This is a genomic window from Candidatus Xianfuyuplasma coldseepsis, from assembly GCF_014023125.1.
In the GTDB taxonomy this organism is placed as follows: domain Bacteria; phylum Bacillota_I; class Bacilli_A; order Izemoplasmatales; family Izemoplasmataceae; genus Xianfuyuplasma; species Xianfuyuplasma coldseepsis.
In genome coordinates this window covers 624,185-649,897 of the sequence record NZ_CP048914.1, presented here as the reverse complement: position 1 = coordinate 649,897, position 25,713 = coordinate 624,185, and the positions used below count along the sequence as shown (strand labels likewise).

Annotated in this window: 22 protein-coding genes; 14 read left to right on the top strand and 8 right to left on the bottom strand. The window is 38.4% G+C overall.

All coding sequences use genetic code 11. The features are described 5' to 3' along the window. The first annotated feature begins 28 nt into the window (after positions 1–28). Positions 29–1,300 (top strand): cation:proton antiporter, encoded by a 1,272-nt coding sequence (locus G4Z02_RS03015; RefSeq protein ID WP_258878389.1) that lies wholly within the window; start codon positions 29–31, stop codon positions 1,298–1,300. A gap of 26 nt (positions 1,301–1,326) precedes the next feature. Here G4Z02_RS03015 and G4Z02_RS03010 read toward each other — a convergent pair whose 3' ends face one another. Further along, on the bottom strand, positions 1,327–1,764 hold the full coding sequence (locus G4Z02_RS03010; protein ID WP_258878388.1) for a peroxiredoxin: 438 nt from the start codon (positions 1,762–1,764) through the stop codon (positions 1,327–1,329). Next, positions 1,751–1,996, bottom strand: a complete 246-nt coding sequence (yidD, locus tag G4Z02_RS03005; protein ID WP_258878387.1) for a membrane protein insertion efficiency factor YidD — start codon at positions 1,994–1,996, stop codon at positions 1,751–1,753. The genes G4Z02_RS03010 and yidD overlap by 14 nt, the downstream gene beginning before the upstream one ends. Positions 1,997–2,105: 109 nt before the next feature. Here yidD and G4Z02_RS03000 point away from each other — a divergent pair, with 109 nt between their 5' ends. The 10 genes from G4Z02_RS03000 to G4Z02_RS02955 all read left to right on the top strand — a co-directional run bounded on the left by G4Z02_RS03000 (position 2,106) and on the right by G4Z02_RS02955 (position 17,051). Then, complete coding sequence (locus G4Z02_RS03000) at positions 2,106–3,038, top strand: class I SAM-dependent methyltransferase (protein ID WP_258878386.1); 933 nt, start codon at positions 2,106–2,108, stop codon at positions 3,036–3,038. Next, complete coding sequence (locus tag G4Z02_RS02995) at positions 3,035–4,219, top strand: acetate kinase (protein ID WP_258878385.1); 1,185 nt, start codon at positions 3,035–3,037, stop codon at positions 4,217–4,219. The genes G4Z02_RS03000 and G4Z02_RS02995 overlap by 4 nt, the downstream gene beginning before the upstream one ends. Before the next feature lie 48 nt (positions 4,220–4,267). Then, positions 4,268–5,536 (top strand): hypothetical protein, encoded by a 1,269-nt coding sequence (locus G4Z02_RS02990; RefSeq protein ID WP_258878384.1) that lies wholly within the window; start codon positions 4,268–4,270, stop codon positions 5,534–5,536. A 58-nt stretch (positions 5,537–5,594) separates the two neighbouring features. Beyond that, entirely contained in the window at positions 5,595–8,624 is a 3,030-nt protein-coding gene (locus tag G4Z02_RS02985) for a DNA polymerase III subunit alpha (RefSeq protein ID WP_258878382.1), read from the top strand. Positions 8,625–8,684: 60 nt separating this feature from the next. Beyond that, a complete protein-coding gene (gene pfkA, locus G4Z02_RS02980) occupies positions 8,685–9,641 on the top strand; it encodes a 6-phosphofructokinase (protein ID WP_258878381.1) in 957 nt (318 codons plus the stop codon). Between the two features lie 11 nt (positions 9,642–9,652). Next, positions 9,653–11,086 carry a pyruvate kinase gene (gene pyk, locus G4Z02_RS02975; RefSeq protein WP_258878380.1) on the top strand — a complete coding sequence of 478 codons (1,434 nt, stop codon included), beginning with the start codon at positions 9,653–9,655 and terminating at the stop codon, positions 11,084–11,086. Positions 11,087–11,229: 143 nt separating this feature from the next. Then, positions 11,230–11,550 carry a PadR family transcriptional regulator gene (locus G4Z02_RS02970; protein ID WP_258878379.1) on the top strand — a complete coding sequence of 107 codons (321 nt, stop codon included), beginning with the start codon at positions 11,230–11,232 and terminating at the stop codon, positions 11,548–11,550. After that, complete coding sequence (locus G4Z02_RS02965; RefSeq protein WP_258878378.1) at positions 11,543–13,051, top strand: DUF4097 family beta strand repeat-containing protein; 1,509 nt, start codon at positions 11,543–11,545, stop codon at positions 13,049–13,051. Before G4Z02_RS02970 ends, G4Z02_RS02965 begins: the two co-directional genes overlap by 8 nt. A 105-nt stretch (positions 13,052–13,156) precedes the next feature. Next, on the top strand, positions 13,157–16,459 hold the full coding sequence (locus G4Z02_RS02960; protein WP_258878377.1) for an efflux RND transporter permease subunit: 3,303 nt from the start codon (positions 13,157–13,159) through the stop codon (positions 16,457–16,459). Then, complete coding sequence (locus tag G4Z02_RS02955) at positions 16,452–17,051, top strand: TetR/AcrR family transcriptional regulator (RefSeq protein ID WP_258878376.1); 600 nt, start codon at positions 16,452–16,454, stop codon at positions 17,049–17,051. Before G4Z02_RS02960 ends, G4Z02_RS02955 begins: the two co-directional genes overlap by 8 nt. Before the next feature lie 9 nt (positions 17,052–17,060). On the opposite strand, the gene G4Z02_RS02950 is transcribed toward G4Z02_RS02955, so the two are convergent. Next, complete coding sequence (locus G4Z02_RS02950; RefSeq protein ID WP_258878375.1) at positions 17,061–18,683, bottom strand: B12-binding domain-containing radical SAM protein; 1,623 nt, start codon at positions 18,681–18,683, stop codon at positions 17,061–17,063. Positions 18,684–18,750: 67 nt separating this feature from the next. Between G4Z02_RS02950 and uvrB the strand changes: the two genes are divergently transcribed. Next, positions 18,751–20,712: an excinuclease ABC subunit UvrB gene (gene uvrB / locus G4Z02_RS02945; RefSeq protein ID WP_258878374.1), complete on the top strand. Its 1,962-nt coding sequence runs from the start codon at positions 18,751–18,753 to the stop codon at positions 20,710–20,712. 10 nt (positions 20,713–20,722) lie between these two features. Next, positions 20,723–21,118: a putative periplasmic lipoprotein gene (locus G4Z02_RS02940; RefSeq protein ID WP_258878373.1), complete on the top strand. Its 396-nt coding sequence runs from the start codon at positions 20,723–20,725 to the stop codon at positions 21,116–21,118. 26 nt (positions 21,119–21,144) lie between these two features. Here the strand turns inward: G4Z02_RS02940 and G4Z02_RS02935 are convergent, their stop codons facing one another. From G4Z02_RS02935 to G4Z02_RS02915, 5 genes are read right to left on the bottom strand one after another with little or no spacing between them, the layout of a single operon-like run. Next, positions 21,145–21,348, bottom strand: coding sequence for a hypothetical protein (locus G4Z02_RS02935; protein ID WP_258878372.1), 204 nt, complete (start codon positions 21,346–21,348; stop codon positions 21,145–21,147). A 12-nt stretch (positions 21,349–21,360) separates the two neighbouring features. Continuing rightward, entirely contained in the window at positions 21,361–22,092 is a 732-nt protein-coding gene (locus tag G4Z02_RS02930) for an ABC transporter permease (protein ID WP_258878371.1), read from the bottom strand. 3 nt (positions 22,093–22,095) lie between these two features. Beyond that, positions 22,096–22,827 carry a fluoroquinolone export ABC transporter permease subunit gene (locus G4Z02_RS02925; RefSeq protein WP_258878370.1) on the bottom strand — a complete coding sequence of 244 codons (732 nt, stop codon included), beginning with the start codon at positions 22,825–22,827 and terminating at the stop codon, positions 22,096–22,098. Next, entirely contained in the window at positions 22,820–23,677 is an 858-nt protein-coding gene (locus G4Z02_RS02920) for an ABC transporter ATP-binding protein (protein ID WP_258878369.1), read from the bottom strand. Before G4Z02_RS02920 ends, G4Z02_RS02925 begins: the two co-directional genes overlap by 8 nt. Position 23,678: 1 nt before the next feature. After that, on the bottom strand, positions 23,679–24,302 hold the full coding sequence (locus G4Z02_RS02915) for a TetR/AcrR family transcriptional regulator (RefSeq protein ID WP_258878368.1): 624 nt from the start codon (positions 24,300–24,302) through the stop codon (positions 23,679–23,681). A gap of 156 nt (positions 24,303–24,458) precedes the next feature. Here G4Z02_RS02915 and G4Z02_RS02910 point away from each other — a divergent pair, with 156 nt between their 5' ends. Next, entirely contained in the window at positions 24,459–25,697 is a 1,239-nt protein-coding gene (locus G4Z02_RS02910) for a M48 family metallopeptidase (protein WP_258878367.1), read from the top strand. Positions 25,698–25,713: the final 16 nt, after the last annotated feature.

The window sequence follows — 25,713 nt, the reverse complement described above, 5'->3', positions numbered from 1 at the left end:
TTATATAAATAGGAAAGAAGATGTTACCATGTTTCATCAAATCATCAGTAGTGAAGCGTCGTTCACCTATGAAGCATTGCTAGTTTTAGCCATTGTTTTATTGTTTGGATTGTATGCAGGACGCTTTTTTGAAAAAATTAAATTACCTCACATCACCGGATATATTATTATAGGTGTCTTCATAGGATTAGGACTTGTATTAATCGACCTCGGCGAAATTGTCGAACATCTAGCGATTGTATCAAGTGTTGCCTTAGGTTTTATTGCCTTTGGAATCGGTACAGAACTGGAATTTGGAAAATTAAAAAAATCAGGTAAAGAAGTTGTTGTTATAACCATTATTCAGGCCGTTGCTGCTTCGGTTGTGACAATTCTTGGGATATTGATTATCGGTGTGTCCCTACCGATTGCCCTTGTTTTAGGAGCAATTGCAACAGCTACTGCACCGGCACCGATTATGTTATTAACCAGAAAATACAAAGCTCGTGGACCATTAACCGATACCTTACTTCCTTTGGTTGGAATGGATGATGCAGTTGGGATTATCTTATTCGGGATTTTGCTAGCTGTAGCTGATTCGATGAATACAGGTGCTGGATTATCCGTTATGGAAACGTTGGAAGGACCACTTATTGAATTAGTAGCTTCGGCGATTGTCGGAGGACTAGTTGGATTTCTATCTGCGCTGATGATTAAAAAGATTAGCAGTAAAGATAATCAAAAAGAAGAAGTATTCCTTGGCGTTAGTGTGTTTGCAGTATTTGTTACTGTAGCACTAGCGAAAATGGGATTTCATATCGGTGAGATGCAAATTCATTTATCCCCAATCTTAACCCCAATGATTATGGGTGTGATTCTGACAAATAATTTATCGCGGGTACGTGCACACGATGTGAATCTAAGTGTCGAACAGTTCAGTGCACCAATTCTTGTCGCATTCTTCACACTAGCTGGAGCGGAACTGGTTGTTGCCTTTAGTGAAAATACGAATGTTGCCTACGGAAGTCTGATTGGTATTACCGCCATTTATATCCTCTTTCGGATTGTTGGTAAAATGGGTGGCGCATTACTTGGTGCCAAAATTATGGGTTCACACCGCAGTGTTCAACGGTATCTTGGACTATGTTTGTTACCACAAGCAGGGGTTGCCCTTGGGATGGCGTATCAAGCAAAAACAGACTTTGGAGAAGACGGTATTACCATTCTTATCGTGGTCTTAATTGCTACCTTAGTTTATGAGTTATTTGGACCAATTGGTGTCAAATTCTCTTTGGAACAATCCAACGAAATTCGAGTGTAAAAAAAATCAGTCTCGGACTGATTTTTTTATAATTCGTTTAATAGTGTTTCAGCGTGACCTTTGGCTTTCACATTGCGATACTCTTTAACAATACCGCCTTGTTCATCCAGGACAAAGGTACTGCGGACGATTCCCATGTACTTGCGTCCATACATTGATTTTTCTTTCAGTACATCAAACGCTTTGACAAGTTCTTCGTCTTGATCACTGAGTAATAAGAGATTTAGTTCCTGTTTCGTGATAAAGTTCTTGTGTGATTTCACGCTATCACGAGATACACCAATAATTTTGTAGCCTTTGTCGAGGTACTCTTGTTGTAATTGTGTAAAATCTTTGGCTTCTAATGTGCATCCTGATGTATTGTCTTTGGGATAAAAATATAACACAACTTTGTGTCCGTTAAAATCGCGCAGTGAGTAACTCTTATCATCACTTGCAGGTAATGTGATATCAAGATATTTCATGATCATGTGTCCTTTCTTTTCGTGGTTTTGGAACAGGATCGTAGCCACCTTTGGAAAGTGGGTTACATCGAAGAATTCGCCAACTACTCAGAAAAGTAGCAACGAAAAAATTACGCGTTTGATAAGCTTCCTTGGCGTAATTGCTACATGTGGGGTGATACCGACAGGTTGGATTGGTGTTTTTCGACTGTCGTTGATACCATTCAATTAACCGAATCATGACTTTCCGCATTGTGACACCTCCTCGTATAAATAATACCAAAATAACATGGTTATCACAAGAAAAGTGATTACATTAGACAAAGCTGGTTTGTTCGATTATAATTGACTTGGTGATACGTATGGATCAATCAAATATTGAGCGATTTTACGATTATTACGATCGGATTGCAGATCGGTTGTATCGTGAATATAAGAAGCCGTATTTAGAAGGAATGAATGAAGCATTCAATTTATTGTTAGATGATGAGATGAAGGATGAGTATAAAGAAGAGGATATCAACGACTTCATTTCATGGAAACAAGAGATTGTAGATGTGGAGTTTTCGCGTGAAGACATTCGCCGAAGTGTTCAAATAGGAATGCTCAAAGGATATAAGCACACGTATTCAACGAATGCGTTAATTACTCCCGATACCATGGGAATGATCATTGCTTATTTTATCCAAAAATTATACAAAGAACAGCCGCAAACCATTTTTGATCCTCTCGTTGGTTCAGGTAATTTGGTGTATACGATTGCGAATGTATTGAAGCAAGATATCATGGTATACGGTGTCGATAACGATTTTTTGAAATGTCAGTTATCTCGAAATTTGGGGGATTTAATGGACATTGAAAACGCGATGTTTTTCCAAGATACCTTTACCTATTACCACCAACATATGGATGTTATTGTTACGGATATGATGCTTCATAATGACGGAACATATATGCCGTATCAAGTACTAAATCATCATATAGACGCATTGCGAGAGAACGGATATCTGTTTGCGATTATTGAGAATGATTTCTTTGAACAAGAAGGAGCCAATATCTTTCGACAAGAAATTCAAAAGAAAGGTCAAATATTTGGATTAATCTCGTTGGATAAACGTTTGTTTTCAAATCGACCAAAAAGTATATTAATTTTACGAAAAAAAATACAAGAAACGAACGAACAAAATGATTTCCTATTGATTGAAATGCCACCATTTACAGATCAAGATGGCATGGAGAATACACTTCAACAAGTGGATCAATGGATTGCAGCAAGAAAGGATGTTAAAGCATGAAAATTATGGCAGTAAACGCTGGTAGTTCATCATTGAAATTTCAATTATTGGACATGCCTAAAGAAACGAAACTAGTGAGTGGTGTTGTCGAGCGAATCGGACTTCAAGACTCGATTTTCTCGATGAAATTTAACGGGGAAACACACAAAGAAATTAAGAACATCAAGAATCATTCACAAGCGGTTCAAATGCTACTGTCAAAATTGGTATCATTGCACATTGTATCTTCCTTAGATGAGATACAGGGTGTCGGTCATCGCGTTGTTCATGGTGGTGAGATGTTTCATGATTCTGTCATTATTGATGATGAGGTTATCGCTAGTATCGAATCCGTAAATGATTTAGCTCCGCTTCATAATCCAGCGAATATTACCGGTATCAAAGCCTTCAAGGAAGCCTTACCGAATGTACCAGCAATTGCGGTATTTGATACGGCATTCCATCAAACAATGGAACCGGTAGCCTATATGTATAGTGTTCCTTATGAATGGTATACAAAATATGGTGTACGGAAATATGGTTTCCATGGAACCAGTCATAAATACGTCAGTTTACGTGCCGCTGCGATGCTGGATAAACCGTTAAATCAAACCAAAGTCATCGTTTGTCACATCGGTAATGGAGCGTCTTTATGTGCAGTGAAGTATGGAAAAAGCATGGATACATCGATGGGCTTTACTCCTCTTGCAGGAATTGCTATGGGTACTCGTTCAGGGGACATTGATCCCGCGATTGTTCAGTTTATCTCGGAAAAGGAAAATAAATCCTTGGATGAGGTTATTAGTGAATTAAATAAGAAATCGGGATATCTTGGATTAAGCGGATTGTCTAGCGATTCTCGTGATTTATGGGAAGCTGTAGAACGCGGTGATAAGAAGTCGATTCTTGCGGTTGAAAAACAAGCGAAAATGATTGCCGATTACATTGGTGCGTATTATTTAATGCTGGGAGGATGCGACGCCATTTGCTTCACTGCTGGTATTGGTGAAAATGCATCGGAAACACGGAAATTGGTTGTCGATCGACTAGGTGCTCTTGGTGTTGAACTTGATTATGAACAAAATCTTACCCGTGGTAAAGAGACGGTTATATCAAAACCATCATCCAACATTAAACTCTTATTAATACCGACAAATGAAGAGGTTATGATTGCCCGCGACACATTGGAATTAATTGGATAAGAAAAATACAACTTGTGGATGTACTATACTCAATGAAGGAGTGATAGTATGAAACGAGTTGTTTTTATTTGTTTACTTTTGATGATGTCATGGACCTCAAGTAACGCCACCAGCACGGAAGTGTATCCATTTGATACCTATGATATCCAGCTGACAAGTTTTCGAAATGAGACAAATCATTTGGCATATCAGGTACAAAAGGTTGGACAAGAGCCGTTTAATCGTGTGATTGAAGTCGAGGGAGCGAATCTTCACTTCACCAATATCGTAGAAGTAGAAGGACATCATGTCTTCATGGGTAATGTTCTACGAAACGATGGAGAGCGGCATTACAATGGGTATATCTATGTGATTGATACGACCGGTGAGAATGTGATGCAACGAGAGTTTTCGTATGGTGAAAATGAAGATGTTCGCGATGTCTTCATCATGAATGATGTATTGATGTTTGTTGTGCGGGTGGCGACCTATAATGATCAAGAGCAATATGATTTTTCCCACTATATGATTGAGTTGTTTGATTATCAATATCAAAGCATCGCATCGACACAAATTGATCAAGAACAAGAAGAGTTTCTTGCTAGTCGTGAAATGTTATTGATGGATCATGAGGGAGATGGCATCTACGATCAAGCGGTTCTTCAAACAGGAGAATTGATTGATACAGCTCAACCTTTACCAATTGCACCACATGAAGTATTTCAAAAAGAAGTGTATATCCCATTTATCAATGAAGCGCTTGTCAACGGGGATACCTATTATAATGGAGTGTTTATTAACTTCCCCGGACTCTACACCATGACATATGAAGATGTGGAATATTCGTTTCAAATCGAGTCTCAAGTAACTGGCGTTGAAGATGGAGCGATATACAATGAACCAGTTACACCATACGTATCCAATGGACAAGTATATTTAAATGATGATCTCTATGTATCGGGTACGCCAATTACAAAACCAGGAGATTATACCATTACCGTTCTTGGAGTTGGTGATTATCGGAAAGACGTGTCGTTTCGGATCACTTCCGCATTGGCTGGGGTCTATGATAATCAAACGTATCAGCAGGATGTCTCATTCACATTCAACGGTACAGGATACCTGAATAATACATTTATAACATCGCCGTATGAAGTAACGGATCCTGGAGATTATGTCTTGAAAATTGAAGGAGAAAACAATTATCAAGAGACCTATGAGTTCACCATAGAGGACGTTGTTGAGGGAAAAACCTTCATTGATTTTCTCCAACAATACGATCTTGTTATTCTCGGAATAACCGTGGTTAGTGGTCTTCTAATTCTAAAGAAAAAGTAAACGTTACTTTTTCTTTTTTTACCGGAAACTATGGTATAATTTTCATGGTGGTGATCGCATGAATTTTACACATTTGAATATTCAAACGAATTATGCGATGAATGGATCCAACATTCGAATCGAGGAACTCGTACAAACAGCCGTATCCTATGGGTACAGCTGTTTAGCAATTACTGATCCCCACTTATATGGTGCGGTGAAGTTTTATAAAGCCTGTAAAAAACACAATATCAAACCGCTCATTGGACTACGACTAATGGTGGAAGGACTATTTCCCGATTCAACCAATACCCTTTTGGTATATGCAAAAAATCAAAAAGGGTACTCTAATCTCTTAAAATTAGCAAGTATTTCATCACAACGTCCATTAACATTTACGGAGTTAAAACAACGTAATCAAGGAATAATAGGTATTGTTGTTACCGATCAAAGTGAAGTGTATGGTGCGTATCAAAACCAACAAAAACAAGTCATAAATGAGTTTGTCTCGTGGTTGAATACCCATCTAGAAGAGGGGTATGTTGGTTTATCCAAAGATATGGAATTTAATACATATATGAATGGAAAAGTACCATTAGTAGCCATTCCACCAGTACGATATATGCATAAAGAAGATCGGGATGTCATGGATGTATTACGCCAAATATTTAATGTTCAATCACAAGATGTTTTGGGACAGGTTACCAATGCATCATTTACAAGAAAAGAGGATGTACAACGGCAGTTCAAAGGGTTTGACAAAGCGATTGAAACGGCTCATAACATTGCCGAATCTTGTATGATTGAACTTGATTTCAACACAACGCATCTCCCAGCATATCCAATAAAGCAAGAGGTGTCGGCAAAGGATTATTTATCGGCACTTGCACACAAAGGCTTAGCGAAACGCCTACATCAACAATCGGTTGACAAGAAACAATATGTCGATCGATTAAACTATGAGTTATCCGTCATTGATTCCATGGGTTATAATGATTATTTCTTGATTGTTTGGGACTTTGTCCGCTATGCCAAACAACAAGGTGTATTGGTGGGACCTGGACGAGGTAGTGCCGCAGCGAGTTTGGTGTCGTATTGTTTGGGAATCACCAATGTGGATTCCTTGGAATACAACCTTGTATTTGAACGATTTTTAAATCCAGAACGGATTACATTGCCCGATATTGATATGGATTTACCTGATGATAAACGAGATGACATTATTCGCTATGTCCGAGATTTATATGGGATGAATAATGTATCAATGATTTGCACCTTCGGGACTTTTTTATCAAAATCTGCGATCCGTGATACAGCACGCATTTTAGGTGTAGAAGGAATCTTACTTAATCAGATTATCAAAGAAACGAATAATTTCTCCAATATTAAAGACATGATACAGGAATCCACGGTGATTCAAAATATGATGACGCAAAGTCCACAAGCCAAAGAGTTGTTAATGATTGCATCAAAGATTGAAGGACTACACCGTCATGTGTCAACGCATGCAGCGGGAATCATTGTCACTGGTGACGATATGACCAATTACACCGCTGTACAACCGGGGTTACTCGATATGTTCCAAACACAGTACGAGGCAAAAGATTTAGAGAGTCTTGGACTACTTAAAATTGATTTTTTAGGATTACGTAACTTGACATCAATTGATCGCATTGTATCGATGATCCAAGAAGAGACCAATGAAGTAATTGACATTTACAAAATACCACTCGATGATGCGAAAACATATGAACTGTTACGTCGTGTCGAAACAACGGGTATTTTCCAACTGGAATCCAAAGGTATGCGTCGTTTAATCGGTGATATGCAAATGGTGGAGTTTGAAGATATTGTGACAGTTCTAGCGTTATTCCGTCCGGGACCGATGGATAATATATCAACCTATATTAAACGCCGTTTCAAAGAAGAAGGTGTGACCTATCCACATCCTATTCTAGAAGAAATATTGGAACCGACAAACGGGATTATCATCTATCAGGAACAGATTATCCAAATCGCATCCTCGTTTGCAGGGTATTCTTTGGGTGAGGCTGATTTACTACGTCGCGCCGTCAGTAAGAAAAACTTAGCTACGCTGGAACAGGAACGGGCGAACTTCGTCCAGAAAGCTACCGCAGAAGGTCGCGACATTGCCATTAGTAATGAAATCTATGATTACATCGTTAAGTTTGCGAATTATGGATTCAATCGAGCCCATAGTGTAGCCTATGCGATGGTATCGTACTGGATGGCCTATTTAAAAGCGAATTTTCCGAAGTATTTCATCAGTGTCTTAACATCTTCGGTTATCGGTAGTGAATCACAAATGCGGGAGTACGTATTTGAATCGAATAAACTAGGAGTTAAAATTGTAAAACCAAGTGTCAATTACTCCACTGCCATTTTTCAACCAGAAGGAGATACCTTGCGGTTTCCTTTGCTCGGTATTAAACATCTTGGACAAAATACGATTCGTGATTTGTTAGAAGAACGGGAAAACGGCTTGTTTACGACTTTTTTTGATTTTATTAAACGAACCCAAGGAATCTTAAACAAACGTGTATTGGAATCCTTAATCTATGCTGGGGCATTGGATGAATTTGGGTATTCCAAAAAAGCGATGATTGATCAACTAGAAGAGGTTATGCACTTCTCGACATATGGCGACTTTATTGGCCAAGAAGATTTCATCATCCGTGATATCGATGAGTATCCCTATGATGAACTGGAAGAGTTGGAAAAATCAGTGATTGGATTTAATCTTTTTATTAATCCGTTATTAAATCACCAAGCGTACATTGAAAAACATAATCTTTTGGTACCATCCACCATATCCGACGAACACCTGAATACTGAAATTCGCCTTGTTGGTGTCTTAACATCCGTACGTCAAATTACGACGAAACGGAATCAACCAATGGCTTTTGTAACTCTTCAGGATGAATATGTAAAACTGTCTGGCGTCTTGTTTTCACGAATTTATGAGCAACTACAAGATGTCGTCGTTAAAGGACATGTGTTCTTATGCAAAGGGAAAGTGGAAGAACGCAAAGGAGAACGACAAGTAATCGTAACCAATCTCCATGACTTATCAAATAAAAACGCTTAAGTTCTCATAGAACTTGGCAAAGAGTTGGAATATGTTATAATCAAATCGGTGGTGACAAACATGAATAAAATAGCAGTTATGACATCTGGGGGAGATGCCCCAGGGATGAATGCCGCAATTCGTGCCGTGGTACGAAGTGGTCTTCATTATGGCATGGAAGTGTATGGTATTTACTTTGGATATAAAGGACTATGTGAGGGAAATATTAAGAAACTTGAACGCAATGATGTATCGCGAATCATTAGTCGTGGTGGGACCATTTTAGGTAGTGCCAGATTCCTTGAATTTAAAGATCGTGATGTCCGGCAACAAGCCGTCGATCGTTTAAAAGAGCTCGGTATTGAAGCTGTTGTTGTCATTGGTGGGGACGGGACGTACCGGGGAGCACAAGCCCTACATGAAATGGGAATAAAGACCATTGGATTACCGGGAACGATTGATAATGATATCTCTAGTACAGATTACACCATTGGGTTTATGACATCACTTCAAACCGCTGTCGACAGCATCGATAAATTACGGGATACATCAATGAGTCATGTACGCTGTAGTGTGGTTGAAGTCATGGGACGTCACTGCGGTGATATTGCGCTATATTCCGGAATCGCTGGAGGAAGTGAATTTATTGTTACCCCAGAGACGGGGTTCAATAAAGACTTGTTATTACGAGCTATCAAGGATTCTAATAAATCCGGTAAACGGCATGCGATTGTTGTCGTCACGGAGAAACTAACCGATGTTCATAAATTGGCCGAAGACATTGAGAATCATACCGGTTTTGAAACTAGAGCGACAGTTCTTGGACATGTTCAACGAGGGGGAGACCCCGTTGCCTTTGATCGTGTATTGGCTACTGAAATGGGCGAATACGCCGTTGAATTATTGTCTCAAGGTAAGGGTGGACGAGCCGTTGGACTACGCGGTATGGATTATGTCGATTATGATATCAATTTCGCCCTCAATAAGAAACGAGAAATACCAAACAAGCGCTATGGCTTGGTTGGACGCCTGAAATAGGAGATGACAAAATGAAACCTTTTAACCAAACAAAGATTATTTGTACCATCGGTCCTGCTTCTGAAAGTTATGACGTGATGAAGGAATTAGCATTAGCTGGAATGGATGTTATGCGGATGAATTTTTCCCATGGTGTTCACGATGATCATTTACAGCGAATGAAGACGCTTGAGAGAGTGAATAAGGATACGGGATTACATATCGCTACCTTATTGGATACCAAAGGACCGGAAATACGTACGCATTTGTTCAAAGATGGGAAAGCGACGATTTTTGAAGGTGCCGATGTTTTGATCCACATGGATGAAATTGAAGGGACTAGTGAAGCATTTAGTGTGAACTACCCCAATCTATATAATGATATAAAGGTCGGCGAGTGTATTTTAGTCGATGATGGTTATTTAGAACTCGAAGTAACCCATATAAATAAGAAAGCCAAAACAATTACCGCAGTGGCGAAAAACACCCATACCCTGAAAAACCGAAAAGGAATTAACGTTCCAGGTGTCAAACTAAATCTTGATTTCATTTCTTCCAAAGATTACGATGACATCAAATGGGGATGCGAACATAATGTTGACTTCATTGCAGCATCCTTTGTTCGTCGAGCCAGCGACATTCAAGAAATTCGAAACATCATGAAATACAATGGCAATAGCAATATTCAAATAATCGCCAAGATTGAGAACAAAGAAGGCGTCGATAACATTGAAGAAATCATTGATATCGCTGATGGAATAATGGTTGCCCGTGGTGATTTGGGTGTAGAAGTACCTGCAGAAGAAGTACCGATTATTCAAAAAGATATCATCAATAAATGTCTTGCTGCTGGGAAAGTCAGTGTAACTGCAACCCAAATGTTGGAGTCGATGATTGAACATCCTCGCCCAACTCGTGCCGAAGTCAGTGATGTTGCAAACGCCATCTATGATGGTACCGATGCCATTATGCTAAGTGGTGAAAGTGCAATTGGTGAATACCCAATTGAAAGTGTCGAGACGATGGCCCGTATTGCGCACCGTATTGAAGAAAAATTGGATCGCCGTGATATCGTAAAACGCGCCAACAAAGAGTCGATTAGTTCACGAACGATAGCAACATCCATCGCCATCAGTGTTGCCTATACAGTCATTCAATCAAAAGTGGACTTAATTATTGTCCCAACGATGACAGGACGCACGGCGAAGTACTTATCGAAATTCCGTCCCAATGCACGTATCTTAGCACTCACAACGACCGAAGCATATGCCAAAGGATTGCAACTTCACAGTGGTGTAGAACCTGTAGAATTTGAGTTGGTACCTGATACAGAGACCGTTGTTAAGAAAGCCATTGCTCTTGCGAAAAAGGACTACGGTATCAAAAAAGGTGATCGTGTTATCATTACCGGTGGATTCCCAATCGGGGCTCCTACAAACGGTATGCGTATCATTGATATTGAATAGAGACTTGAAAAAGTCTCTTTTTTTATACTAAAGTATAAACCAAAAAAATTGAAAAAAGTTGTTAAAAAACTATTGCATTTGTATATTTTGTATGGTACTATACATTGTGTAATACCACATAATGTGTAGGAGGAGGTGCTCCCATGAGTACTCAACTGAAAAAAGGTGTCTTAGAAATGGTGGTTTTAAGTAAAATTGCCGAACATGATCGTTATGGGTATGACATCTACCAAGATATTAGTCAGAATATGGCGATATCGGAATCAACAATCTATCCAATTTTACGCAAATTAACGAAAGAAGGACTTTGTGAAACGTATCTAAGAGAATCCTCAGAAGGACCTCCACGGAAATATTTCCGTGTCAGTAAAAAAGGAAACGGACGGTTATCTGAGTTGAAGAAGGACTGGGAAAAGTTTCAACGGGTCGTTAATAAAATGATAAGGAGTGATCGATATGAATAAACTAGATTTCTTACGTCGATTAGACAAAGAGTTATCCGTATTAGAAAAAGAAGAACGTCGCGAGATTCTCGCCTTCTATGAAGAACGATTCTATACGGGAACCATTTATGAAAACAAAACCGAAGAAGAAGTAATAGCTGAATTGGAAAAACCAGAAGTGATTGCAAGAAATGTCTTGGAAGAGTATGGTGTTAGCCCCAAATACGTAAAAAAATCAGAAGAGCGTTATTCCAACGTAAACTCTACCCAAGTTGTACTCATTATCTTATTTGATATATTTGTTGCTACATGGTTATTACCATCATTAGTAAGTGTAGCGTTCTCCATTTTAGGATCGAGCGTATCGTACTTCGCAACACTCTCCTTATTATTAGGAGATGTATCAACAGTTGATGAGTTTGTCTTTGCCTTTATGACAGCAGGATACTATCTCTATTTCTTATTTGGACTTGTGGTCCTTGGAGCAACGATTTTTGTAACCAAAACCATTGTCGTGTGGCATTTGAATGTATTTAAAGTGAAAAACCGTGAAAAATACATTAAAAAGCTAAGCCGATATAGTCTCGATGGATGGTTTAAACGTCATCGTGGTGTGAACCGCGTGAAGAATGTTCTACTTGTTGGTGCTTTAGTTACCATTGGGTATACCGGATTCTGGATCTTCAACAACTTTGATTGGGTGGAAGCAGAATATGGAGCTACCGATGCCCAAGTGGAAACCATAACCGAAGACTTTGCTTCTGAAATCGCCGATATGGATGAATGGACAATTATTACCGATTTTGACACCATGGATGTAGAAATTGTTCTGACTGACAGCGACGAAATGAAAATTGTTCATACGTATTATGAAGACGATAAATTCACTTATGACTTTGATTTTGACACCAATGAGTTAACACTAACACAAGATTATGAGAATCGTATATTCATTAATGTAACGGATATCTTCCGTCTCTTCGGGGAACAATACAAAGTACGCATTGAAGTTCCTAGAGACATGATCTTAGAAGAAGCCAACATTGTTACCCACACCGGAACCATTGATATCAGAAATGTCAATTTCTCCTCGATGGACGTATCGTCCAATACAGGAAGTATTGTTCTTAGTTATATTGAGTTGGTCGATGATATTGATGCCTCAACCAATACTGGAACCATCTTGGTTCGCAATGTCAATGTATCCCAAGCAGGAACCTTAACCTTGTCAACATCGACGGGTGCAATTGATGTCGAATCCACGAATTTTGATGATTATCATATCACAACCAACACGGGGTCCATTTCAATGAAACACATTAATGAAGACTTGCAAGACGGGGATACAATTGTTCTTCAAGCCGACACAGGATCCATTAAATTGGTTGATGTCTACGCCGATGATATCACTGCAGATACTGACACAGGAAGCATCAGTTATGAAAATAGTGATGAGTCTTTCGAACCAAGTTCATGGAATGCATCAACCGATACCGGTAGCGTTGATACCTATTTTGATTAAACCGAAACATAATACTTGATTTCTTAAAAATTCTATGTAATAATAGAACCCGACCGACCATTCGGTCGGGTTCTTTATATCTATATTACTAAAAGGAGTTATGACATGAAAAATTTAGTGCAATTTTCAGTGAATAAAGCCATTACTGTATTTATGGCTGTGTTGATCGTGATAATATTTGGTGTCGTTTCATACACCAATTTAACAACCGATCTATTTCCAAATATGAACATACCGTATAGTGTTGTACTGACAACCTATGGAGGTGCGTCTCCTGATGAAGTTGAAGAAGTAGTAACAACCCCATTAGAAGAGACATTAGCAACAACCACAAACATTAAAGAAATTACAAGTATCTCACAGGAAAATATCAGTATTATTATGTTGGAGTTCAATGGTGACACCAATATGGATAGTGCAGTAATTGAAATGCGAGAGAACTTAGATATGTTGACATCCGCCTTCCCTGATATGGTTGGTGACCCAATGATTATCAAATTGAATCCGGATTTGATGCCAATCATGCAAATTAGTGTCACCAAAGAAGGGTTTACACAACAAGAACTAACCAATTACGTCGATGAAGACATACTGCCACAAATCGAACGTGTTCCTGGTGTGGCTAGCGTCAGTGTCAGCGGCGCATATGAGTCCGAGATACAAGTGGTCCTTGATGAAGCAGCGATTGATACGGTTAACGCTCAAATTACGACACTGTTTGAATCCATTCCAGGTGCAGACCCAGAGGATGCCATGCTTCTTGATAAAGAATTGATTTCGAATCTGCTCATGGCGCAAAACTTTGAGTACCCTGTTGGGTATGCGAACCTAGATGACGGATTGAATTATTTGGTTCGCGTTGGTGATGAGTTTGGCGATTTGGACGACATTCGTGAGATGCTTATTTTCAACTTCCCAGGATTTGGCGACATCCCAGCAATTCAACTCAGTGTGGATGATATTGCGGATGTCACCTATGTAAATGCGAATGATAAAGAATATTCAAAAGTGAATGGTGAAAACGCGATTACATTCTCCATTCAGAAAAGTAGTGATTTTGCAACCACCGATGTTACCGATGAAATCAACGCCATCATCCGTGCATTGGATGATGATGATACAACACTTGAATTTACTGTATTACTTGATCAAGGAGATTACATCAATAATGCTACTGGTACGGTTGCTACCAACTTACTCTATGGGGCAATTCTTGCTGTTATCGTCTTGTTTGTCTTCTTACGCAGTGCTCGTGCTACGTCGATAGTTGCCGTATCCATTCCCATCAGCTTGATGTTTGCGTTAGTGTTGATTTACTTCACTGGTATAACGTTAAACATTGTCTCACTAGGAGGATTGGCTCTCGGTATTGGGATGTTGGTTGATAACTCGATTGTTGTTATTGAGAATATTTTCCGGTTTAAACACGAAGGATATTCAAACCGTGATGCTGCCATTGAAGGTACAAAACAAGTAGCTGGAGCGATTACGGCATCTACCATTACGACAATTAGTGTCTTTATCCCCGTACTCTTCATTGAAGGATTTATCAAGGAAATCTTTATGCAAATGGCATTAACGATTGCCTATAGCTTAACCGCGTCCTTATTGATTGCGTTAACGTTAGTTCCGGCGATTTCCTCAAAAGTACTGAAAGAAGATACCAAAGAGAAAAATGAATCAAGTTTGGATAAATCAAAAAATATTTATGGACGTATCTTGGAACTAGCATTCCGCTTTAAATATATTGTTTTGGCCGCTGTTGTTCTATTATTTGGAGGTTCAATTGTCCTTGCCTTAACCAATGGATTTGAGTACTTTCCTTCTTCAGATGAAGGACAGTTAACGATTACAATCAATAACCCCGTTGATGATCCGTTAGCCTATAATGATTTTGTTACGACACTTGATAACATAGCCGATGACATTCTAGCATATGAGGATGTTGAAGTTGTCGGTTTAAGCCTTGGTTCGATGCAAGGAAGTATGTTTGGTATTACATCTAGCGATACCGCTACGGCAAATGTTGTTCTTATTGATAATCGTGAGAACTCGACATTAGAAATGCAAAGTATGTTGGAAACGATGTTGTCGACAGAGTACGAAACCATCGACTTTGAGATTGCTGGATCACAACAGCAAACCGACATGTTGACGGGTAGTGGATTCCAACTTGAGATTCGCGGATACGATTTAGATGTTTTAAAAGCGACAGCACAAGAACTTGCTGATATAGTGGCAACTGTTGAAGGTGTTGAGGCTGTTGATAATGGCGTTGGTATCCCTGCAGAAGAAGTGAAGATTACCGTTAACAAAGATGTTGCGATGTCTTATGGATTAACGACAGCACAGGTACTTGGTGCGGTTGCAGAGCTACTTGCTGAGGAAGAGGTTACCACGACAGTAAATGTTACGGGAGATTTATACGACCTATATGTATACGATAGTTCTTCAAACTACTCGGGTACTGAATACTCGCTTACCGAACTACAAAACTTGCCAATTGGTGTCAACTTTATGAATCCTCTAGATGTCATTACAGTAGGTGATGTTGCAACCGTTGAAATCATTGATGGATTCCAATCCATCAGCCATACCAACGGTACACGTACTATTACAGTAAGTGCGACATTCGATGAAAACTACAATGGTACATTCGTCGCACAAGATATCGAGGAAGCGATTGCTGATTATACCCTTCCAGACGATTTTGAAATGGAAGTTGCTGGTGAAAACGAAGAAATTATGGAGGCATTAAATACACTTGTCTTAGCCATTGCATTAGGAGTTGTTTTAATCTACATGGTTATGGCATCACAGTTCCAATCCTTAACTTATCCATTCATCATTATGGCCACCTTACCGCTTGCCTTTACAGGAGGATTCTTAATTCTATTCTTAAGTGGTATGCCTGTCAGTGTTGTTGCAACAATCGGATTTGTCATACTGGTCGGAGTCGTTGTAAACAACGGGATTGTATTAGTGGATTATACGAATCAATTACGTGAACAAGGGCTGGACATTAAAGAAGCATTACTGAAAGCTGGTAAAACGCGTCTTCGTCCAATCATTATGACGGCACTAACAACCATATTAGCCTTATCAACAATGGCGATTGGTATTGGTGAAGGTGCAGAGATGATGCAACCTATGGCCGTAACTACGATTGGTGGTATGCTTTATGCTACAGTCTTAACGTTAGTTGTTGTACCGATTATGTATTATCTAGTAACATTACATGAACGCGGAATCTTTACGTCATTTGGATTGATTGTCTTTGGTCTTGCAACACCACTTACCTACTACTTCTATTCAGAGTGGTATGTGTTAGTAATTGGAATTGTTGCCTTTGTTGCAGTCGTTCTAAGTTGGGTATTCCGGAAGAAATCAGGTGCAGTAAATGTCTAGAAAAGTTGAAATACTAGATGCATTAATTGAGATATTCAATACCAAAGGTCTGGATGCGAACTTCTCTATCAGTGAACTTGCTCGCAAAGTGGATATTGGAAAAAGTACGATATATGAATACTTCGATACCAAAGATGAAATCTTAACCCAAGCGATGATTCGTATCTTCGAACGAGCGATTGAGTCGGTTTCAGCACACGAACCTAATCTGAATTTACCGTTTGAACAATTGTTAAAAGAAGAGTTACACTATGTATTTCACCTTGCTACAGAAAGTTCGAACATCTTTAAATACATTATGCCCATGCAGAGTGAAGCACTTCCGAAACATATGAAAAATAGTGGGATTGGACGAGAGTTACGAAAGACAGCTCAGAAGTTTGAAGCGATGTTTACAAGCGTACTTACCAAAGGAGTTGAAGAGCAATACTTACATGTTGATGATATTGCCATTCAAGGAACCTTGTTTGCAGCGTTAATTTCGGGGAGCATCAACCGTTTATCCAATGCCAATGTCGAACAACAAGAAACCGTTAATTTGGACCAATACATCGATGCATTATACGATACAATCTTATATATATTTAAATAACAAAAGCGCCTATTCGGGCGCTTTTACTTTATATGAAATACAGTTTTGATCTTCGTAGTATGCAACGAAATACTCGCTTTTTCCTTTCAATATTACACTGTGTTTGTAGAGCTTGTGAAGTGGAATATTGGTAATATTATGTACTTGCTGTAACACCATGTTTCTCTCTTTTTTCGTAAGAGATTGGGTAAAGAATATCTGTGGTTTAATCTTACTGCGAAGCAAGTAATCTTGAAGAATGGAGTAGTGATGATCCTCCGGAAGAAACAACAACAGATTGTTATAAACATCCACAAGTTGATAACCGTGTTGTTTGAACTTGTGTTTCTTGTAATGTGCATAGAGTTTCTTAAAGAAGGCATAAGGGGATGGTTGGGAAAGGATGTATTGGTGTAGATTATCACCGAAATATCCTTTGTTGTGGTGCATCTCCAGCATGTGTTCAACATGTTTGATCTCATTGATATTACGTTTGGAGAGAACGTTATTTTCAATGATTTCATAGGGAGCTTGTTCATGATATTTGTAATGGTATAAATCGGCAAATAGACGGATTTTCGTCCCTCTAAGCATTTTTAGAAATCCCAGTTGTAGTTCTTTCGCACCTAAGAAAAAGACTTCATCGAATGTTTTTTTGAAGGATGCGAGGTCTTCTTGCGGTAATCCGGCAATCAAATCGAGGTGAAGATCAATGATGCCTCCTTGTTGGATTTGACGGATACGATCGAAGAGTTGTGGGGTGTTTTGATGACGATCCACAAGATGATTTGTGGTTTCGTTGGTGGATTGAATGCCAATTTCAAAACGGAAGAGTCCTGGCCGTGCATAATTGTGAATATACTCAATGATCTTAGGAGATAAGACTTCACCTGTAATTTCAAATTGAAATACGGTACGTCCATTATCCTCGTGAATAATATGATCAAGAATATCTAGAGTATGACGATTTGCGTTAAAGGTTCGATCGAGAAATTTAATGGTTTGAGAACCGTGCTTCATTGCATATGTTATTGCACGTTTAACCCCTTCTACAGGGAAAAATCGTACTGATTTTTCCAGTGAGGAAAGGCAGTAGCTACAATGATAGGGACAACCTCTCGAACTCTCTATATAAGTTATTCGATTTGGTATGTTGGCTATATCATCCTCGAAATAGTAAGGCGCTTCTAGTGAATTGAGATGTTGAATTTCTTCAATTGGTTTCTTGATAATCTCGCCTTGTTTTCGATAGGCTATATTGGGTAAATCTTCATAGGGTTTATTGTGTTGTAATCTTTGCAATAACCGATCAAATACGAGTTCTCCTTCACCACGAACAATGACCTCAACCGCTCTGTACTGTAGAAAATGTTCAGGATCATAACTGACTTCAGGTCCCCCAAGAATAATAGTCTTTGATGTATTTTCTACTCGTATTAGCAGTTGTTTAACTAGTTCCACATTCCAAATGTATACACTAAATCCAATGACATCCCATTTACGCTGTCGAATGGTTTTTTCAATTGTTGTGATGCGATCTTTAATGGTGAACTCACGAATCTCAATTGGAAAAGTACTGTTGGCCTTTAAGAGGCGAACAGCATTGTTTGTATGGATGAACTTAGCATCGATACTAATGAGTAAAATGTTCATGGAAATCACCAGCCTCATTGTATCATATTGTGATTGATTGTGGTACAATTAATATGGTGGTGATGGTATGCCGAAGTTTGAATTGGTCGCAGATTTTAAGCCGATGGGCGACCAAATAAAAGCAATTGATTATCTTAGTAAAAACATAGAAGAAGGGATAAGTGAACAAGTTTTACTGGGAGCAACAGGAACCGGGAAAACATTCACAATTAGCAATGTAATTGAACGTGTCCAAAAGAAGACACTTGTTTTAGCTCATAATAAAACCCTTGCGGGACAACTGTATAGTGAACTGAAACAGTTGTTTCCGAATAATCGTGTCGAATACTTCATTTCATATTACGATTACTATCAACCAGAAGCCTATGTACCATCCCGCGATTTGTACATTGAAAAAGATGCGCAAACAAATGATGAAATTGATGAGATGCGCCACAGTGCAACGGCATCATTACTAGAACGTGATGATGTCATTGTCGTCGCCAGTGTATCCTGTATTTATGGAATTGGGGACCCCGATGATTATAAAAACAGCATGTTGACACTCCGTGTTGGTGATGATTTTGGTCGTGACAACTTATTGGTTCGTTTGGTTGACATGTTGTTTACGAGAAATGATTATGATTTTAGTCGTGGATCCTTCCGCGTAAAGGGTGATGTCGTTGAGATATTACCGATGTACTCTAACGAAATCGGTATACGTGTCGAACTGTTTGATGATGAGATTGAACGCATTCGTGAGTTTAATATATTAACAGGAGAAGTAGTAAACGAGTATTCGTTAATCTCCCTGTTCCCGGCAACCCAGTTTGTTACAAACAAAGAGAAAATCGAAGAAGGGATTCGCCGCATTGAAGAAGAATTGGCAGAACGTGTACAGTATTATAAAGAAAACGACAAGTATCTAGAAGCAGAGCGTATCCAACAACGAACCAACTATGACATCGAGATGTTAAAGGAAATTGGTAGTTGCTCTGGTGTTGAGAATTATTCGCGACATTTATCCCTTCGTAATGAGGGGGAAACACCATCGACGTTGATGGATTTCTTTGGCGATGATTACTTATTGATTGTTGATGAATCCCATGTAACATTACCCCAAGTTCGAGGTATGTATAATGGCGATCGTTCACGAAAAATGACACTTGTGGAATATGGATTCCGCTTACCAAGCGCCCTTGACAACCGTCCGTTAAACTTTGATGAGTTTTATGGAAAAACCTCTCAAATAATCTATTTAAGTGCGACTCCAGGAGATTATGAAATGCAGCGTACTCCGTATCTCGTTGAACAAATTATTCGACCAACAGGATTGCTTGATCCGGTTGTTGAAGTACGATCAAAAGAAGGTCAAATTGATGATATCGTGGCGGAGTTATTAAAACGTGTCGACAACAATCAACGGACGTTAATAACGACACTCACGATTAAGATGAGTGAAGATTTAACGAATTACTTGAAAGAATTGGGATTAAAAGTTGCGTATCTCCATAGTGAAATTAAATCGTTAGAGCGGATTGAGATTATTCGAGAACTACGACTAGGGACCTATGATGTATTGGTTGGAATCAACCTGCTTCGGGAAGGATTGGACATCCCAGAAGTTGCTTTAATCTGTATTTTGGATGCGGATAAACAAGGATTCTTGCGTAGTAATCGCAGTTTGGTTCAAACCATTGGACGTGCCGCTCGAAACAAAGATGGTAAGGTCATTATGTATGCAGATAAGATTACCGACGCGATGCAATATGCCATCAGTGAGACTGCTCGTCGTCGTGAAATCCAAGAAACGTATAATCAAAAACACGGTATTGAACCGAAAACAATTGTAAAATCGATTCGTGAATCGATTAGTGTGAAACTCGAGATTAGTGAAGAAGCACGACCAATTCACGATTTATCTAAAGAAGAGAAAAAAGATGCCATCGCGCAGATGGAAAAGGAAATGCGCAGTGCTGCACAAAAACTCGATTTCGAGCGAGCCGCAGAATTACGGGATATTATTATCGAGTTAAAATCATCCTTATAGGAGGGATGCTATGAAACGGATTATTGTTATGCTAGGAGTTCTGTTTCTGCTAAGTGGATGCACATCGCCAGTGACTATACCACCGGGTATAGTCGATGCTCGCTACGAAAGTATTGTGTACCAAGACGACAATCTAGTTCTTGATGTTTTCATCACGAATGGTACGAGTGATTCACTTGATATCGATATGATGGAGATCTGGTTGGAGTTACCAGATCAATTTACAATCGATGATGAAAATATATACGCTGGAGCGGTATATACCATTGCGGAAGTTGTTGATTCAATGGATTATCTTCGACTCGAGGTGATTTTTCAGCCGGGATATATCTTTATGACAATGGATGATTTAAATACCCTAGAAATTGAACTAACGGATTTAGTATTACTGTATGAGTTCATTTAAAAAGAAGTGCCGAGGCACTTCTTTTTTTAAAGATTATAAACAATAATTCCGCCAATCAATGCGGCGAGGGTCCATACGGCTAGGAAAATGGTAAATCCTTTTTGTCCCATCATTTTAATCATGACTTTAAATTTTGACATGTTCCAAATGAATGGTGGTTTTAAGAGGAGGATATACGCACATATAATACCGTATAAAATTAAGATGATTCCCCATGTTTCGTTTGTCATAATTGATCTCCTTTAGATATTTGATTTTTTTGTATACAGCTTAAATAGGCCAAATGTAACAAGTAAATTATAGGCAATTCCGATGACAAAATAGAGTAAGATTGGAAGATTGTATTCAATACCATATAAATCCGTCGGCATCAGTTCCATCATAATCATACGTGCTGGCCAGAAGCCTGGTGCGATGATCAGGAAGAATTCTTTCCAATCAGTCAAGAAGAAGGCAACCGCAGGTAAAATCAATGTCATACCAGTGGCTTTCATGATGACAAAACCTTCGACTTTATTTTGTGCAAATGAATTTACAACAAGTGCTAGAAATGGTGCTTGTAAGCTAGCAATAACGCTGATGAGTAATATCATTCCTAAACCGGCATCACTCAAGAATCCGGTCGCAAAGACAATGATTAATGTTGCGATAAATCCGAATATATAGCCGATCAGGATTTTCACAAAGACATACATTTTTGTTGAAATCGGTGTGATTTTCAAGCTCATTAGAACCTTATCATCTTTATCATCAAGTAACGTAAATCCAGTAACAGCGCCAAAGACATAACTTGTCATAATCACAAGTAGCATGGCTACCATGTTGCCCCAAGCTGGATTATCGCTATTGTCCTTAATATAATTTACAAGTAGATAACCTAATCCACCAAATATGAAGGGGTACACGGAAAAGAAGGCATACATAGGATCACGAATAATACCTTTTATTTCATTTTTTAAGACATGTAAAAACATTGTTTACACCCCACTTTGACGTACAGCATATTCTTGGAACTTCGGTTTTGCATAGAAATAGTACAATGCAATTCCTCCGACAATTAAATACCCTAAACTGGCATAAAACTTCCAAGTAACTTCGGCGTTTTCAAAACTAACGTTTAATAGTTCAAGCGCACCGTTAACTGGGTTTAAGAGATTGATTACTTCCCAGAATGTTCCTTCAACTAGTCCTAGATCAAACAGGATGGTTGGAATCATCAGGATGAAAGCAAAGGAAATGACACGCATCAACATTCTTGTAAAGTCTTTCGTTGTATACGACATACAGATACCGATAACGGTATGTACTGCCGTAGAAATTAGGATTGCTAAAAAGATGAAGAAATAGTTAATTACAATATCGGACAGGAACGTGAATGCAAGAATGATGAGTCCAGATGAGAAGATGTTGTGTGCGGTATTGGAAATGATTTTCGCTAACAGCAGTTCGTCTTTGGTCGTTGGTGTAACGAGCAGAGTTGAAATGGTTGATTCACTCTTTTCAAAATACATAATTGCACCAACGTACATTAAGGACATCATCGTTGCATCAACAAGTAATACAAGTGGTAATAATGTAGGTAGTAAGTCATCACCGATAAAGTAGAGGAATGCCGCCCAGATGATTGCGACCGCAAAACTGATACTAGTGACATTGTATTTGTGTAGTCGTTGCAGCTCGCCTTTTACAAGTAGAAGTAATCTATTCATCAGCTAAACTAACTCCGGTGACTTTGATGAAGATGTCGTCGAGTGTTGTTTCACCACTGTGAATGGTTTCGATTTCTTTGGTTTGTAAAAGGTCGAGGAATTCTTTGTTTTTCCCAATTCCGTCCATTGGGAATTCTTTACGGACTGTTTGCCCGTCTTCTTTGTATTCTAAATTCATGGATCGTTTTCCATACTTGATTTTCAAATTACGAGGGGAGTCCATTTCAATAATTTTTCCATCAACGATGAATGCGACACGATCACACAATTGATCAATGTCAGACATAATGTGAGATGTGATAAAGACGGTTCCACCGTTATCACGGAATTCTCGTACCATATCTTTTAAAATCATCGCATTCTTCGGATCGAGACCATTGGTTGGCTCATCCAAGAACAACATGTCGGGATCATTGAGCATAGCACGGACGAAATTTAAACGTATTTTCATTCCCTTACTATACTCACCAACCATTTTATCGCGGTCTTCCCATAACCCTACACGTTTCATTAGTTTCTCGATATCTGCATTTTTTTTGTAGAGTTTCATGAAAAACTCCACATTTTCCATCGCCGTCATTTTTGAGAAATGAATCGGCATTTCAAAACTTACACCGATGTTTTCATAAAAATCATCTTTAAATTCCGTAATGCTTTTTCCGTCGTAATAAATACCACCTTCAAAGTCCTCTAGTACTTTAATCATGACTTTTTGTGTTGTACTTTTTCCGGCACCGCTAGGACCAAGAAATCCAAAGATTTCTCCTTTAGCAATATCAAAACTGATGCCTCTAATGGTATCTTCCTGATTTTTTGGATACCGGTATTTCATGTTTTCTACTTTGAACATATTAGTGTACCTTTTCTATACCTTTCTGTAAGATCAATAAGAATTGTTCGATACGGTGGAACATGTGTTCTACATTTAATTCTTTTTGATGTGTAAACTCTGTTAGTGACAGAGTTGTAGTTGTTTCTACAATGAAATCTGCGAGTATGTCGCTATCGATTTCATTACGTATACGCCCGTGTTTCTTATCAATTTCGATGTAGCGTAAGTAATACTCTTTTGCCAATTCTAATCCTCTGCCCATGACTTCGTTAAAAATGTCACGACCACGATCACTCATAAGTTTACGGGTGATCTGAATGTATTTCGGATTGTCCAGTGCAAATTGTAATCCTCGCTGATACAAGATGCGGAAGAGATCAATAAAACTGATTTCTTCAGGATTCTGCAAATCATCTCCAAAATACGATAATTTGTGTTTGGTAATTTCTTGAAATACGTATTTGTATAAGTCAGTCTTATCCTCAAAATACTGATAGAAACTACCACGCGGTATTTTTGCTGTTTTGATAATGCGAGATAACTTTGCTTCGTTGAATGAGTGTTCCGCAAATTCATCGATTGCAGCATCAAATACTCGTTGTTGTTTTTCTGTGTCTAAATTTAAAAATGTATCTTTCGGCAAATTCTATCACCTCCCATATGACAACCTTGTCACTTATAGAATACTCCTCTTTAAATCAAATGTCAAGAAAAATATGACATGGTTGTCATAATAGGATTATTTTGTTTTATTTTCACATACATAATGATATAATGTGATGTGATGGGAGTGATATATATGGAGTTAATTATTTTATTAGTAGTATACACGTTTATCATTGGAGGATTCTTATTTGATACGTGGCTAACATATCTAAATTATAGCAATCGCAACGCCCCAATTCCTGAAGAAGTAAAAGATGTGCACGATCAAGAGGACTATAAAAAGTGGTTGGAATATACCATGGAAAAAAATCGATTTGCGATGGTTGTAAAGACAATCAATGTGATAATTTTTGTTTCATTATTAAGTTTGGGTATCTTTGTCTGGTTCAAGGATCTTTCTGAATCGTTATTTAGTAATTATCGCTTGCAAATCTTATGGTTCATGTTCTTGTATTATCTAGTATCTTTTGTTCTTGGTATCTTCGTTTCATACTACAATACATTCAAGATTGAAGAAAAATTTGGCTTTAACAAGACTACAATCAAAACATTCGTTCTAGATAAAATCAAAGGATTTATTATCGCCATTATCTTAGGTGGTGGATTAATTTATCTATTGCTTGTCATCAATTCAAATGCAGGTAATCTGTTTTTCCTATATGCATGGCTTTCACTGGTAGCGATTATTTTTATTGTTAATATCTTATATGTACCTGTCTTTGTTCCTTTATTTAATAAGCTAACACCTCTTGAAGAAGGAGAACTATCAAAGGCAATTCACGAGTTTGCCAATTCAGTAGGTTATGAAGTGGCGAAAATTAGTGTTATGGATGCATCGAGACGTTCGACAAAACTCAATGCTTTCTTCTCAGGTTTTGGGAAGTTTAAAAACATCGTTTTGTATGATACGTTAATCGAAAAAATGTCTACCGAAGAAATTGTAGCTGTCTTAGCACACGAGATTGGACATAACAAATTCAAACATGTCTGGTTTAATCTTGCAGAAACTGCAATCCAGTTCCTTATATATATAGGGGTATTTGTTATGGTATTAAATAATAATGACTTTTCAACCGCATTTGGATTTAACACCTCACACTTTGGATTTTCAATCATTCTCTTCGTCATCTTATTAGAACCGGTTAATATTCTGTTTGGTATGTTCTCAATGACATTCTCTCGAAAACACGAATATCAAGCGGATGCCTATGCAGCAAACAACTTAAAAAAAGAACCGATGGTAACGGCTCTAAAAGTATTGAGTCGTGCAAATTACTCAAATTTAACCCCTCACCCTCTATACGTGAAGATGTATTATAGCCATCCACCAACGGTTGATCGTATCCGTGCAATCAATAAAATTGAGACATAATATATAATATAAGGAT